Annotated in this window: 14 protein-coding genes; 4 read left to right on the top strand and 10 right to left on the bottom strand. The window is 69.6% G+C overall.

From position 1 onward, the window contains the following. Positions 1-155 precede the first annotated feature (155 nt). A complete protein-coding gene (locus OH804_RS10010; RefSeq protein ID WP_196923374.1) occupies positions 156-1,337 on the top strand; it encodes a low temperature requirement protein A in 1,182 nt (393 codons plus the stop codon). A gap of 144 nt (positions 1,338-1,481) precedes the next feature. Next, entirely contained in the window at positions 1,482-2,666 is a 1,185-nt protein-coding gene (locus OH804_RS10005; RefSeq protein ID WP_406064536.1) for a low temperature requirement protein A, read from the top strand. Positions 2,667-2,675: 9 nt separating this feature from the next. Here the strand turns inward: OH804_RS10005 and OH804_RS10000 are convergent, their stop codons facing one another. The 5 genes from OH804_RS10000 to OH804_RS09980 form a co-directional block, all read right to left on the bottom strand. Further along, positions 2,676-3,248 (bottom strand): nucleosidase, encoded by a 573-nt coding sequence (locus tag OH804_RS10000; protein WP_406064534.1) that lies wholly within the window; start codon positions 3,246-3,248, stop codon positions 2,676-2,678. A gap of 37 nt (positions 3,249-3,285) precedes the next feature. Then, positions 3,286-5,976 (bottom strand): Hsp70 family protein, encoded by a 2,691-nt coding sequence (locus OH804_RS09995; protein ID WP_406064532.1) that lies wholly within the window; start codon positions 5,974-5,976, stop codon positions 3,286-3,288. A 102-nt stretch (positions 5,977-6,078) separates the two neighbouring features. After that, positions 6,079-6,537 carry a GNAT family N-acetyltransferase gene (locus OH804_RS09990; RefSeq protein ID WP_406064530.1) on the bottom strand — a complete coding sequence of 153 codons (459 nt, stop codon included), beginning with the start codon at positions 6,535-6,537 and terminating at the stop codon, positions 6,079-6,081. A gap of 10 nt (positions 6,538-6,547) precedes the next feature. Continuing rightward, on the bottom strand, positions 6,548-7,360 hold the full coding sequence (locus OH804_RS09985) for a TetR/AcrR family transcriptional regulator (protein WP_406064528.1): 813 nt from the start codon (positions 7,358-7,360) through the stop codon (positions 6,548-6,550). Positions 7,361-7,449: 89 nt separating this feature from the next. Continuing rightward, positions 7,450-7,995 (bottom strand): DinB family protein, encoded by a 546-nt coding sequence (locus tag OH804_RS09980; protein ID WP_406064526.1) that lies wholly within the window; start codon positions 7,993-7,995, stop codon positions 7,450-7,452. 237 nt (positions 7,996-8,232) lie between these two features. Between OH804_RS09980 and OH804_RS09975 the strand changes: the two genes are divergently transcribed. Continuing rightward, entirely contained in the window at positions 8,233-10,941 is a 2,709-nt protein-coding gene (locus tag OH804_RS09975) for an NB-ARC domain-containing protein (protein ID WP_406064525.1), read from the top strand. A gap of 88 nt (positions 10,942-11,029) precedes the next feature. Here OH804_RS09975 and OH804_RS09970 read toward each other — a convergent pair whose 3' ends face one another. The 3 genes from OH804_RS09970 to OH804_RS09960 are packed head-to-tail and all read right to left on the bottom strand — an operon-like array spanning position 11,030 to position 13,475. Next, positions 11,030-11,755, bottom strand: a complete 726-nt coding sequence (locus OH804_RS09970) for an SDR family NAD(P)-dependent oxidoreductase (RefSeq protein WP_231392670.1) — start codon at positions 11,753-11,755, stop codon at positions 11,030-11,032. Positions 11,756-11,799: 44 nt separating this feature from the next. Next, positions 11,800-12,867, bottom strand: a complete 1,068-nt coding sequence (locus OH804_RS09965) for a radical SAM/SPASM domain-containing protein (protein WP_406064522.1) — start codon at positions 12,865-12,867, stop codon at positions 11,800-11,802. After that, positions 12,867-13,475 (bottom strand): hypothetical protein, encoded by a 609-nt coding sequence (locus OH804_RS09960; RefSeq protein WP_196923384.1) that lies wholly within the window; start codon positions 13,473-13,475, stop codon positions 12,867-12,869. The genes OH804_RS09965 and OH804_RS09960 overlap by 1 nt, the downstream gene beginning before the upstream one ends. A gap of 73 nt (positions 13,476-13,548) precedes the next feature. Between OH804_RS09960 and OH804_RS09955 the strand changes: the two genes are divergently transcribed. Continuing rightward, positions 13,549-13,992, top strand: coding sequence for a hypothetical protein (locus tag OH804_RS09955; protein WP_196923385.1), 444 nt, complete (start codon positions 13,549-13,551; stop codon positions 13,990-13,992). A 30-nt stretch (positions 13,993-14,022) separates the two neighbouring features. Here the strand turns inward: OH804_RS09955 and OH804_RS09950 are convergent, their stop codons facing one another. Together OH804_RS09950 and ribA are read right to left on the bottom strand one after the other, a co-directional pair. Beyond that, a complete protein-coding gene (locus OH804_RS09950) occupies positions 14,023-14,730 on the bottom strand; it encodes a RibD family protein (RefSeq protein WP_406064520.1) in 708 nt (235 codons plus the stop codon). Beyond that, positions 14,727-15,410 (bottom strand): GTP cyclohydrolase II, encoded by a 684-nt coding sequence (gene ribA, locus OH804_RS09945; RefSeq protein ID WP_406064518.1) that lies wholly within the window; start codon positions 15,408-15,410, stop codon positions 14,727-14,729. Before ribA ends, OH804_RS09950 begins: the two co-directional genes overlap by 4 nt. Between the last annotated feature and the right edge of the window lie 50 nt (positions 15,411-15,460).

Here is a 15,460-nt window from a genome sequence, read left to right as displayed (position 1 = left end):
TCGAGATTTATGGATGCGGACAAGCATCGCCCGGCGTCCGACGCCGTGGCAACCTCCGGTCGTCCCCTTCCCCGACCGGCGGGAATCGCCGATCCGGGGACGGCCCGTGTCGGGGCCGCCGATAATTCCCCGGGAGACGCGGCGGGAGGCCAGGCATGACCACCAAAGGGAATGCGGCGCTGGTACGCCGGCTGGACCAGTCGACCCGGGCAACACTGCTGGAGTTGCTCTTCGACGTGGTCTTCGTGGCCGCACTCGCACTGACATCGAAACTGTTGTCCGAAGAGCTTTCCTGGTCCGGCGGCGCCAAGCTGCTGCTGATGCTGACCGCCGTCTGGTGGACGTGGTCGGTCACCACGACCACTACCGAGTTCTACGATCCGCAGCAACGCCCGATCCAGGCCATCCTGATGATCGCCATGGTCGGGTCGGTGGCGATGGCGGCATCGCTGCCGATGGTCAGCATCGGGCACCTGCTGCTCTTCGTGATCTCGTACGTCGGCAACCACGTGATTCGCTGCATCATCCTGGTCACCGCCCTGCACCGGCAGGGGCACCGGACGGCCAGGGAGCGGGCCACCCGGTTTCTCTCCTGGTTCACGGTGTCCGGCGTCTTCTGGGTCCTCGGCGCGCTGTCGGAAACCCCGAACTGGGGGCTCTGGACGATCGCCATAACGATCGACCTGGTCGGCGGGGCGACCCGCTACCCCACACCCCGGCTGGGCCGGGTGCCGCTCGCGCAGTACGGGCGGACCACCGAGCACCTGGGCGAGCGGTACCAACAGTTCATCATCCTGGCCCTCGGCGACATCATCCTGTTGCCGACGCTGCAGGTCAGCCGGGGCCACCTCGACCACCTCCGGCTCGCCTCCCTGCTCTGCGCCTTTGCCACCATGCTGCTGCTCTGGCAGATCTACGTCTTCCGCGCCGGCGAGTTGTTGGTGGCGGCCGGGTCCCACGGGAGCCGGGCCACGCGACTGGCCCCGTTCACCCATCTGGTCCTGCTGGCCGGCGTGGCCTGCACCGCCGCCGCCTTCGACCTGGTCGTCACCAGGCCGACCGGAACGACGCCGGTACCGTGGCTCGTCCTGATCATCATCGGCCCCACGCTGTTCGTGGTCGGCCGCGTCCTCTTCACCATGGCGGTGTCGTGGGTCCTGCCGTGGCGGCGAGTTGCCTGGCAGCTCCTACCACTGCTGGTGCTGCCGTGGGCCGGTGGTTGGCCGCCGGTGCTGGTAGCCACGATCGTTGCGCTCGGGTTGGCCGGTCACATCCTGTTTCCCGGAGCAGCCCGGGAGACCACGCCGGGCCTGCAGCTGCGGCAACCCGCCGACTGACCCGCCACGCTCAGCCAGAGTGTCGACCGGCGCTCGCCGTGGCAATCTACGGCCGCCCTTGCCCGACGGGCGGGAATCGCCGATCCGGGGACGGGCCGCGCTGGCGCCGCCGATAATCCTCGGAGACACGGCGGGAGGCCGGGCATGACCACCGGAGGCACCGCGGCGCTGGTACGCCGGCCGGACGGTTCGACCCGGGCCACGCTGCTGGAGTTGCTCTTCGACGTGGTCTTCGTGGCTTCGCTCGCGCTGACCTCGACCCTGCTCGCGCAACGCCACAACTGGTCCGGCGCCGCGATGGTCCTGCTGATGCTGACCGCGATCTGGTGGACCTGGTCGGTCACCTCCACCACCACCGAGTTCTACGACCCGCAGCAGCGCCCCATCCAGACCATCCTCATGGCGGCCATGGTCGGCTCGGTCGGGATGGCGGCATCGCTGCCGATGGTCTCCGACGGGCACGCGATGGTCTTCGCGATCTCCTACGTCGCCACGCACGTGATCCGCGGCATCATCCTGGTCACGACCTTGTACCGGCAGCGACATCGGGCGGCCATGGTCCGGGCCACCCGGTTCTTCTTCTGGTTCGTGGTGTCCGGCATCTTCTGGATCACCGGCGCGGTGTCCGGCACGGTGAACTGGACCCTCTGGACCATCGCCATCGCGATCGACCTGCTCTCCGCGGCGGCCCGCTACCCCACGCCCTGGCTGGGCCGAGTGCCCTTCGAGCAGTACGAGCGGACCACCGCGCATCTGGGCGAGCGGTACCAGCAGTTCATCATCCTGGCCCTCGGCGACATCATCCTGGTGCCCACTTTGCAGGTCAGCCGGGGCCCGCTGGCCGGGCTCCGGGTCGCCGCGCTGTTCTGCGCGTTCGCCATCATGTTGCTGCTCTGGCAGGTCTACGTCTTCCGGGCCGGCGAGCTGCTGGAGGCTGGGGCCGGGCCGAAGTCGGGCCGGCCGGCGCGGGTGGCTCCGTACACCCATCTGGTGATGCTGGCCGGGGTGGTCGCCACGGCGGCCTCGTTCGACCTGGTCGTGACCCGGCCGACCGGCACCACACCGGTGGCGTGGCTCTTACTGATCCTGGGCGGCCCGGCGCTGTTCGTGATCGGCCGCGCCCTGTTCACAGTGCTGGTGTCCATGCTCGTGCCGTGGCGGCGAATGCTCTGCCTCCCCCTGCCGCTGCTGACGCTGCCGTGGGCTGGCCGCTGGCCGCCGCTGCTGGTCACCGCAGTCGTGGCGCTCACGCTGGCGGCGCACATCGTGATTCCCGGAGCGGCCCGGGAGACCACACCGGGCCTGCGGATGCGGCAATCCGACGACTGACCCCGACGCTCAGCCGAAGTGTCGACCGGCCCACTCGGCGAGGTCCCGGGCGCACGCGTCCACCGACTCCTGCCAGGTCCGGGCCGCGCCCTCCCCCGCCTCGTCGCTGACCTGCTTGACCAGCCGGCACGGCACGCCGGCCTGCGCGGCGGCCCAGGCCACCGCGTACCCCTCCATGTCGACCAGGTCGGCCCGCTGCGCCAACCGGTCCCGCTCCGCGTCGTCGGCCACGAAGGTGTCACCGGTGGCCAGCACCGCGCCCTCGGCGGCCAGCGACAGCGGCGCCCCGTAGGTCTCGCCGGTGAGCGTGCGCAGCAGGTCGGTGTCCAGGTCGTGCTGGAGCACTGTGGCGACCTCGTGGATGCCGGCCCACCCGGGGCGCAACGCGCCGGCCGTGCCCAGGTTGAGCAGCAGGGTGGGACGCGGCCCGGCGGCCAGCACCGCGGCCACCGCGCTGGCGGCGTTCACCTTGCCCATGCCGGTGAGCAGGACCGGCAGCTCGGGCGGCAGGTAGCGGGCCTCCTCCCCCACCGCAAGAACCACCAACGGACGATCGGCGCGGACCGTACCTCGAAGATTCACCGGAGCATCGTACGAGCCGACCGATGGGCCGCCGACGTCAGTCGTCGGTGAAGCGGTACAGCACGAAGTCCTTCTCCGCGCCACAGACGATCATGTGGGTGTTCCACGAGCAGGACGAGCTACGCACGTCCTTCAGCTCACCCAACTCGTCGACCTCCCCGGACTCGGCCCACACGCCGGCCAGCACCCGGTTGTCAGCGACCACGCTGGGCGCCTTGGCGAAGACCAGCAGGTTGCCCGCGTCGAGGCGGACCGCCACCCCGCCCCGGTCCCGCAGCACCGGCTTGCCGGCGGCGTCGAAGACCGTGACGGTCGGCTCCGGGAACTCCCGCTGGGCGAGCACCTGCTCACCCAGGGCAACCAGGCCGGTCACGCCCGGCGCCGCCCAGCTGGTCATGCTCTCGCCCTCGGTGGCCGCCACCACCTCGGTGCGGGCGACGTCATTGTCCGGCACCTGCAACAGGCAGGCCCGCCGCTCACCGCAGGCCACCAGCTCTTTCGGGCGGTACGCGTCGTTCCCGGACCGGTGCAGCACCACCGGTTCGGCGTCGGAACCCAGGTCGTACGCGAGCAACTGGTAACCACCCTCGTTGGCGGCCACGTACAGGCGGTCCTCGTGGGCGACCACCAGGTCGTCGAGGTCGGCGACGCTGCCCCACTGGCGCAGCACCGCGCCGGAGGCCATGTCGAGCAGCCGCACCGACCGGTCCGCACCCACCTGGACGAGTCGCCGCCCCTTGCTCGTCCACGGGTTGCGGGGCGTGCCGTCGAGGAAGGCCGGCCCGCCCGCCGCCGCGTCGGTGCCGACCGGCCGGACCACGGTACGGCCACCGGAGTACTGGCCGCGGGGGTTGGGCTCGGTCCACTTCGCCGAACCGTTGGTCAGGCGTAGGCCGACCAGTTCGTCAGCGGCCCGGTCCACCAGCACCGCCGTGTCGTCGGCGAAGTAGACGTCGTCGTCACCACGCAGTACGCGCTGCCAGCGCTGCTCGCCGGTACGACCGTCGAGGACGGCCAGCCGTCGGGGGGTGCTGTCGCCGGGCGCGTCGGCGAGGACCGCGACCGCCCCGGGGACGGCGATGATCGCCTTCCAGTCGTCGGCGCGCACGTCGGTCTGCTTGCGCCACACCTCGCGGCCGTCGCCCGCGTCGACGGCCACCACCTCCAACCGGTCGTCCGGCAGCGGGAAAGCGAGGTAGGCCCGGTCGTCGAGCACCGCCGTCCACATGTCGACCGGCCGCTCGGCGCCGGCCGACGGCCGGGACAGCTCGTGCAGCGAGGAGAACTCCAGATCCGGGTAGCGGTCCCGGGTCAGGTAGAGCGTCGCCGCGGTGGCCACCCCAGCCAGGGCCAGCACCGCGCCGAGCACCACCCAGCGCGCCCGCCGCCAGCGGGTCGCGCCGCCCGGCGGGGTCGGGGTGGCGCCGGCCAGTCCCGGCCCGGGCGGCGGGCCCGCCGGCGGGGTCGCCCCCGGCCAGGGCTGCGACGGTACGACCGGCGCGGGCGCTCCGGCCGGGGCGGGCGGGCTCACCGGAGCCGGCGCGGGTGGTGCGAGCGGCGCTCCCGCGTACGCCGGGGCGGGCAGCGCCTTCCGCAGCGGAAGGTCGGTCAGGGCGCCCTCGGCCACCGGCAACTCCGGCTGGTCGAGCACCGTCGGCGCGATCCCCAGCTCGGCGTGCAGCATGCGGGCCACCAGCGGGATCCGTGACGACCCTCCCACGAGGAACAGCCCGGCGAGTTGATCGGGGCTGAGGCCGGCGGCGGCGATCACCTCCCGGGCCCGCTGCACGGCCCGGCTCAGCAGCGGCGTGGCCACCCGTTCGACGTCCGCCCGGGTCAGCTGGATCGTCTCGGCCACCCCCGGCACCGCGACCGGGGCGGTCGAAGACCGGGACAGGGTCTCCTTCGCGCCTCGTACCTCGTCCCAGAGCCGGACCTGGTCGCGGCGCTGCGCCGGATCCGCCGGCCCTGTGAGCCGGGCCCACTGCGCGGCGTGCCGCTCACCGACCAGCTCGCCGACTCGCCGCACCAGCGCGGCGTCGAGGTCCAGGCCGCCCAGGTCGGGCAGGCCACCGTCGGCGACCACGCTGAAGCCGGAGTCACCCCAGGGGTCCGCGCCCTCGTTGCGCAGCACCGCGACGTCGAGCGTTCCGCCACCGAAGTCGAACACCGCGATCGCCCCGCCGACCGGCACCGGACGGTGCAGCACCTGTGTGTAGTAGCGGGCGGCGGCCACCGGTTCCCGCAGCAGCCGGGTGCCGGGCGGTGTCGGCCCGGCGAGGGTGTGCTCGGCCGCCTGCGGCCAGCCCGCCCGCAGCAGCGCGTCGGCGAGGACCTGCCGCCGCGTCGCGTCCCAGGCGGCCGGGCAGGTGACCACGGCCGGGGGCAGGAAACCCACAGCGCCCACCGCGGCCCGGGCGACCGCCGCCAGCACCGCGGCGAGCAGGTCGGCCGGCGGGTACGCACGGTCGCCGAGCCGCACTGTCGGCTCGTCCACCCGACGCTTCGGGTTCGCCTCGAACCGGGCCGGATCGGCCTGCGCCAACCGTCGGGCGTCCCAACCGGTGTGCAGGGTGCCGTCCGGGTCGGCGTAGACGGCGGACGGACTGAGGGGTTGACCGTCCATCAGCAGCGGACGGGTCCGCCCGTCCGGCCAGCGCAGCACCGCGACTGTGTTGGACGTACCGAGGTCGACGCCGAGAGCGAAACCCTCGTGCTGGCCTGCCATTGACCGATACCTCCGCCGCGACGAGGGGAACTCGACCCCGCATCGTACGCAGGCCCCGCCGCACTGCTGATCACTCGGTCCGGGGTGGTCGGTGACGCCCGTTCAGTGGGTGGAGTGGACGCCCACCACCTCGTCCTCGCTGGTCTCCCCGGTCAGCTGGAAGCCGAGCTTCAGGTAAAACCGCTCCGGGCCGTCCGGCCCCGGCTTCCACGTCGTGTAGACGCGGTCGTGCCCCCGTCGGCGGGCCTCGTCGCGGACGGCCTGCACGGCGAAGCGGCCGTACCCCCGGCCCTGGTGCTCGGCGGCGATGTTCAGCCGCCACAGCCCCGAGCGCCTGTCGTCCGGCTGGGCCGGATCCCACACGATGTCGAAGAAGCCCATCAGGAAGCCGACAATCTCGTCATCCTCGACGATCAGACGCGGCCACGCGATACCGGGCTGCACGTACGCCTCGGCGAGGGACCAGGCGACCGGAGACGAGAACTTCTCCTGGTCGGGCCGCACGCTCACCCGGCACGCGGCCTCCACATTGTCTTGAGTGACTTTCACCAGTAGCGGCACGCCGGCCACCCTACCCAGCGGGGCCGCGTAACAGGCCGTCGAGCAGCCCGCGCAGGCCGAACTGGAACCAGGTGTCCAGGGCGGTGTCGGGTCTGGTCTGCCCGGCGGCGGCCAGCCACTGTCGTTCCCGGGTACGGCCGGTCCGCTCCAGCCGGGTGCGGGTCGCCGACCACCAGGCGTGGTAGGTGGTGTCGGCGGGGTCACACGGGATGAGCAGGGCCATGCCCTGGACGTAGCCGCTGAGTGCCAGGTAGGCGCGGAACGCCTCGGCCGGGTCGTATCCGGCGCTGGTGAACGCCGCCACCACCCGGTCGACCATGGCGAGTACCGCCGGCCCGGTCGGCGGCCGGTCCGTGGCGAGGACGGCCAGCAGCCAGGGGTGGCGGCGGTACATCGCCCACTCGTCCCCGGCCAGCCGTTCGAGCCGTTGGCGCGGATCACCCGGCGGTGACGCGGTGCCCGGCGGGCGGGTGGCGGTGATCTGCTCGGCCATCGCGGCGAGAAGGTCAGCCCGGTTCCGGACGTGCCGGTACAGGGCGTGGGCGGGCATGCCGGAGCGTTGGGCGAGGACCCGCATGGAGACGGCGTCCAGGCCGCCGGCGTCCGCCAGCTCGACCGCGAGGGTGACCAATCGGTGGCGCGGGTCGCCGCCGGTCGGCGTGGGCAGGTCCGGTAGCCGACGCGGGGTGCTGGTGGGGCCGTGCTCGCGACGCCTGCGGTACGCGCGGGCCTGGCAGCGCCGGGAGCAGTAGCGGCGCGGGCGCCCCCGGGCGGCACCGACGGGCAGCTCCGCGTCGCACTCGACACACCGGACATCGAGCACGGCGCCTCCAGCTCCGTCACGGCACTCCGTGTGGCGAAAGTACTGCACGTCGTCCCGTCGGCGGCAGTCGTCGCCTCCTCGACGTGGGGCTAGAGACGAGCAGCCGGGGTGTCCCGGTCGGTCTGTGCGGCGCGGAGTAGCCGGAGCTGACCGATCTCCGCGACGTTCTTCATCAGCTCGGCGTTGACCCAACCGATCGTGTGCGTGACGGTGTGGTCGGTCCCGTCCGGCCAGGGGAACGTCGCGGCGCGGTCGAGGTCGCGGTCGCCGAGCTGGTCGAGAAGGCCCAGCCATTCGGTGCGCAGGTCACGCAGCCAGGCGACACTCGGCTCGCCCGCCCCCGGCCAGGCAACGGCAGTGCGTTGCCGAGCTGGTTCGCCCCGGAGGTGGTCCATTGCCACGGTCCACCACCAGCCGACGTGCCAGGTGAGCCAGGCGATCGTCGGCACCGGGACCGGGTCGGGTTCGGTGTCGGCCCAGTCCGGGGTCCAGGTGCCGTCCGCGCCCTGCCGCACCGACCAGCAGTGGGTGGCCGGCTCCCAGAGGAAGTCGGCGGGATCGAGTCGCTCAAGGTGGTACTCGAACAGCGACCACGTCAGGTCGAACTGCCAGCGCAGGAGGGACGGTACGGACATTCGATGATTCTGTCGCGATTCAGCACTTCCGTCGAGCGCAATTCCCATCCCGACCGCCGCCATCAGCGTCTCGACCAGCGAGTTTATGATCCACGTTAGATCAACATCTGCGGCTGCACTGCGAGGCATGGCCGACGCGCGCGAATGTGAAGCAGCCGAATATCATGATGTCGAAGCGCCGCCGAATGGCTCTGCCCAGATCTGCAAATCCCTCAACGCCGGTGGGAGCTGCTGCTCGTGAAGCCAACTCTGCTCATCTTCATCCACGGCATCGCCAGCGGCCCGCAGGCGTGGGACATCCTGATCGAGCTCCTCAAGGCAGATGAGAAAGTCGCAGGCAGGGTCGATTACCAAACTTTTGAATACGAGACGCGTCTCATCGGAAATCGATTCCTCACTAGAACTCCGACATATCGGACCGTCGCCGATAAACTGCGCACTCGATTCCTCCGATACCGGGAGGAATACGAGCAGATCATCTTCGTGACCCACAGTCAGGGCGGGCTGGTCCTCCAGACCTTCCTGTCGCGGATGTTGGCCGGCGGTGAGGCGGAGAAGCTGACGGTCATCAAGAAGATGGTGCTGATCGCATGCCCCAACGGTGGATCGGGCATCTTCCTGACTCCACGTCGAAGCGTGGGGTGGCTCTTCCCGCACGCTCAAGAGCGCAGGCTGCGTCCGCTCGACGAGGAGATCGCGGACATCCACCGGCACGTGGTGTCCCAGGTGGACAAGGCCGATCGGGTGTCACCCAACTCCTGCCCCATCCCGCTCATCGCGTTTGCCGCTGAGAGCGACGGCATCGTGCTCCGAGCGTCGGCATACGGGCACTTCCGCTCGCACGGCATCCTCCCCGGCTCGCACAAGACAGTGATCCGACCATCCTCGCCAACGGACCCGGGTTACCTGGACCTGCGGAACGAAATTCTCGGGGCAGTGAGACCAGCGGCCAGCGCCCGCCCGGCGACGCCGTCCTCACCCGCGCCACTGCGACCGGCCTCGACCGGCGGTCGCACGGCGCTGCACAACCTGCCGCGGATGACGACCAGCCGCCTCATCGGCCGAGACTCCGAACTGGCCTACCTACGGACCTTCCTCGGCCAGCGCACCGGGGAGATCCTCCTGATCGAGGGCACGGCCGGCGCCGGCAAGACAACGCTCGCTCTGCACATCTCGCACGAGATGCTGCACAGCAACCAGTACGACACCATCATCTGGCTGTCTGCCCGCACCACGATCCTGCAGACCAGCGGCGAGGTCCCCACCGCGACGAGCACCTCCGACCTGGCCGACCTCACGACCACCATCGCGATCACACTCGATCGACGGGACCTGCTTCGGCTACCGCCGCCGCAGCGTGCGATCGGCGTCGTCGCGGCCCTGGCGGAGATGTCCTGCCTGCTGGTGCTCGACAACTTCGAGACCGTCGCCGACACCCGGATTCTTCCGTATCTGCGCGACCTTCCGCAGTCGTGCTCCATCCTGATCACGAGCCGTCGACGCGTGGACGTACGTCGGCGGGTCAGCCTCCAACCGCTCAACCCGGGGCAGTCCGCCGAGCTTGTCCGGTCCGAACTTGAGCGACGTCACCTGAGCCGTCCGCCGACCACAGTGGACTGGATCGCCGAGACGTCCGGAGGCATCCCGCTCGCCGTTCAGTGGCTCGTCGGCCGACTGGCCTCGGGCGCTCCTCACCTTGCGCCGGGTCCGGAACTCGACGACGACGAGATGTTGCGATACCTCTTCCAGAGCGCGGTGGATCACGTCTCCGACGAGGGGGGCAGCGTCGCCCTCCGGCTGCTGGCCCATCCGCCCGGCACCATTCCGAGTCGCCTCCTGGAGAACGCGTTGCTCCGGTTGGGAATGCAGCATTCCGACATCACCCGCACCATCTCGGTCCTGTCGACGCTCAACCTCGTCGGCTACGACCAGGTGACCGACCGATACTCGGTACTGCCCATCATCAAGCGGTTCGTGTTGGAGAAGGCCTCGCTCGACACAGTGACGTCGGCGATGACGATGGAGCAGATCGGTGACGCCTACGTCCCGGCCCTGGCCGAGCACCTCCGCATCGAGGCGGACGTGCTCTGGCGCACCGGCTACGAGCTGGGCGACTGGGACCGGGACCGGGCGAACTGCCTCACCAGCATCCACAACCTGCTCAACCAGGGAAAGGTGGATCTTGCGGCGGAGCTGCTCCAGGCGTTCTATCCTTTCGCCATCACCTTCGGGCACTTCGACGACTTCCTCGCGCACACGTCGACCCTGCTGGCCCCACCGTTCCAGCTCGCGCCCATCGACGGCGCTCGGCTGAAGGCCCATCGCACCTCGGTGCTGTTCCATTCTGGAGACGTGGACCGCGCAGAGATGGAGCTGGCGAGGGCCGAGCAGGAATACCGGCTGGTCCCGGCGCCGGACGACGCACTCACGGATTCGATGTTCTTCGTCCGAAGCATCATCGCCGTGTCGCGCCGATCGCCCACCGCCGAGGCCATCCTGAACGAGGCGGTGACGTTCGCACGCCGACGTGGCGTCGTCTGGGCGCTCATCGGGTTCCAGGGCTGGCTCGCGCTGCACCTCATCGACATGGGACGGCTCGACGAAGCCGGCGGCCTCCTCCGTGAGACGTTGGCTCGTTGCGCGGCGGACGGTGACCACCGGACCGCCGTGTTCCTCAACGTCGGGATGGCCCGGCTCCGGTTGGCACTCGGCGAGCATGACAAGGTCATCGACAGCGCAGACGACGTGCTCGCCCTCGCCCGTAAGTACGGTGAGGACCACAACTGGGCGCACCTGCACTACGAGGTCGCCCGAGCTTATGCGCACCGCGACGACACTCGGACGGCCCTCAACCATCTGGCGGCGGCCCGCGAGTTGTACGTCCGGATCGGCGCCGGGGTGGGCATCGAGTCGTGCGACGCGCTGCGCGCGCAGCTGGCGCCCTGAGCACCACCTGCGACCACTTCGGCCGACGACGCTCGTCCTCGGCGATCGCACACCGGCCCAGCCGAGCGGTCACTCCGGGCGGGTCAGGTTACCGGAGGCGATGTCCGCCGTCGATCACCAGGGTTTGACCGGTGATGAAGCCACCCGTCTCCGACACCAGGAACGACACCGCACCGGCGACCTCCTCAGGTCGACCCAGTCGAGCGAGCGGCGTCTGGGCGATGACCTGGTCCAAGAACTCGGCGCCGGCCGACCGGGTCATTTCGGTGTCGATGTTGCCCGGAGCGATGGCGTTGACCGTCACGGAGGGGGCCAACTCCTTCGCGAACACCTTCGTCAGCGAGACCACGCCGGCCTTGGCCGCCGCGTAGCCGGCCACGAAGCCGGAACCGATGTCCGCGTAGGTAGAGCCGATGTTGACGATTCGGCCGTTACCGGAGCGGGTCAGCAGCGGGGCAAATGCCTGAATGCAGGTGAAGACACCCGACAGGTTGACGCGGAGAGTGGCATCCCACTGCGCCGGAGTGATCTCGGACCAGGGCCCGGCGAGCGTGGCGCCCGCGTTATTGACCAGGACGTCCAGCCGCCCAAATCGCGACTCCACGTCGGCGGCCAACCGGCGTACGGCGTCGACATCGCAGACGTCCGCCATGACCGCCACACCGTCAAGTTCCTCTGCCAGCTCTTCGGCCGCCTGACCAGATTCTCGGTAGTTGACAAGAATTCGGAAGCCGTCGGCCGCAAGCTTCTGCGCCACCGCCCGTCCGATGCCTCGAGATGCCCCGGTAACTAGCGCGATCGGTCGTTCAGACATGGGGCGCAGAGCCTTTCCGGTTTGGCGGCCACGAGCGACGCCGACTATACCGGTCGATCAAGCGCGGACACGCCCTCGCCACCACGGCTCTCCGGTATGCCAGGTATCGAGGGAAGCTCGACGTGCGGCTTGTTGATATGGCAGCTGTAGAGACAGCCGGGGCAACCGCCTTTCCTGATCTGCGCACGGGCAGCCCGCATCTGCTCCGATGTCCACAGACGACTTGCCGTGTCCCGCGCGACCGATCCGACCGGATCCATCGACCAGCACGGTCGCATATTCAGGTCCTGGTCGATGACCACGTCGGTGTAGGCGACGGTGCAGCGTGCCGGACGAAAGGTGCGGTTGACGAAGAAACCCGGCATCTGGGCAAGGTAGCGGTCACTACTGGCGATCGGGGAGGTCCCGGTCTGCTGCCAGGAGACAAGTTCGCCGATGACAACGGCCAAGCGGTCGACCTCGGCAGCCGTGGGCCAGAGTTCTTCGAGGATTTCCTGCTCAGTGCCGGTGCCGGCCCAGTGGACAGGCTGGAACTGGATCGAGATCCCGAGCTTGTCGGCGTATGCGGCGAGGGGCAGAAGATCGTCGATATTGTGCCGCGTTACGGTCACGAAGAGCGACACTCGCATTGCGGAATTGTCGCGATGCTGAGCCGCCAGCATCTCAATGCTGGCCATGACCCGCTTGACCGGCAGTCCACGAAGCTCGCGCATCCGCGTCTCCGACAGACTGTCAATCGAGATACCCACCCGTCCGACGCCCAAGCGGGCCAGCGCGTCGACGTGGTCCCGGGTCAGTGCGCTCCCGTTCGAGATGACGCGGACGGCAAGGCCGAGCGCCACCGCGTCAGCGAGTACGTCGAGTACGTCGCGGCGCAGGAAAGGCTCGCCACCGCTGACCACCAGGTCGGCGATCCCCAGTTCCACCAGGTCGGCGAAGAGCGCACGCAGAAGCTCTCGGCTCGGGTCGCCGCGGGGGTCGCGAGAGGCGCGCCAGTCGGTGCAGTAGCGGCAGCGGGCGTTGCACCGTTTCAGGATGTTGACGAAGGCGGTACGTGGGGGTGCCTGCGGATCGTCCCGAAGAAACGCCTCCAGCAGGTCGGGATCCGTCATCACCGGTCATCCTTCGCGAGAAAGTCGGCGTACTGCGCTTCGAGGTCCGGGATCGAGGTGAAGGCTGCTCCCCGGTCGGGGTGGTAGACACGACTGAATGACCTCTCGGCCGGCAGTTGGAGCACCAGACTGACCGTGCGGGGCTCCACGGAGACCAGGGAGTGCACGTCCGCCGCGCGGACGATGTTGAGCGAGTTCACGCCGCGCTTCGCGGACCGGAGTGGCGACACGCGGTCGGATTCGATCGTCCACCGTTGCTCCACATAACCTCCGCGGAGAATCTTGCTCACGAAGGCGTACCGGTGATCGTGTATTGATGCGGCGAACCTACCCTCCGACGGAGGCCATCCCTTGTAGACGTGCAGCCAGAGCCGCAGCGCACGATGCGCGTTCTGGTCGAGCGACAACTTCAGATGTGTGGTGGTGTCGACCGAACGACACAACATCCCCTGCCGCTCGTCTTCGGTCATTCGACGCAGCTCGTCGACGACACTCTCGTGGGAGATCTCCTCCGCGCTGAGGCGATCCGCCGCCACCGCGACCACGTCGGCCAGGCTTTGACTTTCACTGACCTCGTTGAGATCGGAAATAAAATCGACAAGCGTCATAGTGTTTGCCCCACGTTGACGTATGTCCGACCAAGTCTATGAAGCAGGACTCACCTTTCACCACGATGGTCGGATGTCAGCCAATGGCCTCGCCTCCACCGCCTCCCGCTGCTACGGTGACGCGATGGGCTGGATCCCCGATGTGTCAGTGATCCCGGTACACGACGTGCCGCTCACCAGGTCGGACGAAGAGAACATTGCGGTTGCCATACTTCCCGACACACCATTCACGTCCGCTGCCGTGGGTTATGTGTCGCCGGGAGCCGTCCAGACGCCGCACTATCACGACCGTCCGGACGACGGAGACGAGATCATCTACCTCTATCGTGGAACGTTCCGGTTGATCACCGACGGGCGTCGGTCCGAGCCACACGACACGGCCCGAACGGGTCCGGTATACGTCGCCGTCAAAGCCGGCACCGTCGCCAGCATCGAAAATTGCGGCACTGAAGACGTGGCGTTCTTCGCTGTCTTCGCACCCATGTTCAAACCCGGGGAGATCCGCTACGTGACCTGAGAGCTGCGGCTCTCGTGTTCCTCACAATCGTCAGGCTCCGCCGAAACGGCTGGAGAGGGCGTAGCGGAGCAGGACCACGTCGCCGATCTGCCGGGCCTCGGCCAGGCGGGCGCGGCGACCCGGATGCCAGGGAAAGTGACCCTCGCCGACGAACCGGGGCGCCCGACCGTCACCGACGAAGAACGGGGCGACCACCAGGTGCAGTTCGTCGGCGAGACCGGCGGCGAGGAACTGGGCGTGCACCGTCCCGCCGCCCTCCACCATCAACCGCTGCACACCCCGCGCGGCCAGGTCGGTCAGCACCCAGCCCGGGTCGACGGGCTCACCCGCGTCGACGACGGCGGCCAGTCGGCCGACCCGTTCCCTGGTCTTCTCCAGCGCCCCGGTGGCGCAGTAGACGAGCCGGGCCGCGTCACCGGCAGTGAAGAAGCGGGCGGTCGGGTCGAGGTCACCCTGAGCGGTGAGGGTGACCTTGGTGGGCGAGGCGGGCCGGCCGGTCGCCTCCCGCTCGGCCCGGCGGCTCGGGGAGCGCACCAGCAGTCGAGGGTCGTCACGTCGGACGGTGCCGGCGCCGACCAGGATGGCGTCGCAGCTGGCCCGGACCGCGTCGACGCGGTCCAGGTCCTCCTCGTTGGACAGCAGTAGCCGCTGCTCGGAGGCGTCGTCGATGTACCCGTCGATGGAGGCGGCACAGCTCAGCAGCACGTACGGGCGCGTCGACTCCGACGGCCAACTCATCGGGAGACGGGCCGCTCAGAAGGACTACCCGCGAGCGTCTCCGCCGCCTCGACCTCGGCCGCCTTGGCCGCCTTGGCCGCCAGGTAGTCGGCGTTGGCCGGCGAGAGGAAGACGCTGGTGAGCACCCGTTCGGCCACGTCCACACCCAGCTGGGTCAACTGCTCGGCCTTGTCCGGGTTGCTGCTCAGCAGTCGCACCCGCGGCACGCCCAACGTGGCCAGCATCTGCGCGGCGGCGCTGTAGTCCCGCTCATCCTCGCCCCGACCCAGCGCGACGTTGGCCTGGTAGGTGTCCAACCCGGCGTCCTGCAACGCGTACGCGTCGAGTTTGGCGTACAGGCCGATGCCGCGGCCCTCCTGTCGCAGGTAGAGCAGGAAACCGCCGGTCTCGGCGATCCGCTGCACCGCCTCGCGCAGTTGCGGCCCGCAGTCGCAGCGTTGGCTGCCGAACACGTCGCCGGTCAGGCACTCGCTGTGCGGACGGACCAGCGGGGCTTCTCCCCCGGCGGCGAGCCGGTCCAGGGCGCCCGCCCAGTCGCCGAGGCCGAGGGCCAGGTGCTCCCGACCGTCCACCAGGCCCTTGAAGGTGAACACCCGGGCGGTAGTGGTGTAGCCGTCCGGGAACGTCAGCGGCACCGTGACCTGGGTGCGGATCGTGGCAACCGGCAATGCTTCGGGCATGGGACTCCTTTGTCCGGGGCCACCGTCGTCCGGCGACGCGTACCGTCTCA

The sequence above is a fragment of the Micromonospora sp. NBC_00860 genome, assembly GCF_045207375.1.
GTDB classification, from domain to species: domain Bacteria; phylum Actinomycetota; class Actinomycetes; order Mycobacteriales; family Micromonosporaceae; genus Micromonospora; species Micromonospora vinacea.
This window is presented reverse-complemented; position numbering and strand designations above follow the sequence as displayed.

Excerpts from the sequence above, each read along its gene's own strand:
- OH804_RS09980 (WP_406064526.1), bottom strand. The coding sequence starts at position 7,995 with ATGTCCGTACCGTCCCTCCTGCGCTGGCAGTTCGACCTGACGTGGTCG.
- OH804_RS10005 (WP_406064536.1), top strand. The coding sequence starts at position 1,482 with ATGACCACCGGAGGCACCGCGGCGCTGGTACGCCGGCCGGACGGTTCG.
- OH804_RS10010 (WP_196923374.1), top strand. The coding sequence starts at position 156 with ATGACCACCAAAGGGAATGCGGCGCTGGTACGCCGGCTGGACCAGTCG.
- OH804_RS09965 (WP_406064522.1), bottom strand. The coding sequence starts at position 12,867 with ATGACGGATCCCGACCTGCTGGAGGCGTTTCTTCGGGACGATCCGCAG.
- OH804_RS09950 (WP_406064520.1), bottom strand. The coding sequence starts at position 14,730 with ATGAGTTGGCCGTCGGAGTCGACGCGCCCGTACGTGCTGCTGAGCTGT.
- OH804_RS09955 (WP_196923385.1), top strand. The coding sequence starts at position 13,549 with ATGTCAGCCAATGGCCTCGCCTCCACCGCCTCCCGCTGCTACGGTGAC.
- OH804_RS09960 (WP_196923384.1), bottom strand. The coding sequence starts at position 13,475 with ATGACGCTTGTCGATTTTATTTCCGATCTCAACGAGGTCAGTGAAAGT.
- ribA (WP_406064518.1), bottom strand. The coding sequence starts at position 15,410 with ATGCCCGAAGCATTGCCGGTTGCCACGATCCGCACCCAGGTCACGGTG.
- OH804_RS09970 (WP_231392670.1), bottom strand. The coding sequence starts at position 11,755 with ATGTCTGAACGACCGATCGCGCTAGTTACCGGGGCATCTCGAGGCATC.
- OH804_RS09995 (WP_406064532.1), bottom strand. The coding sequence starts at position 5,976 with ATGGCAGGCCAGCACGAGGGTTTCGCTCTCGGCGTCGACCTCGGTACG.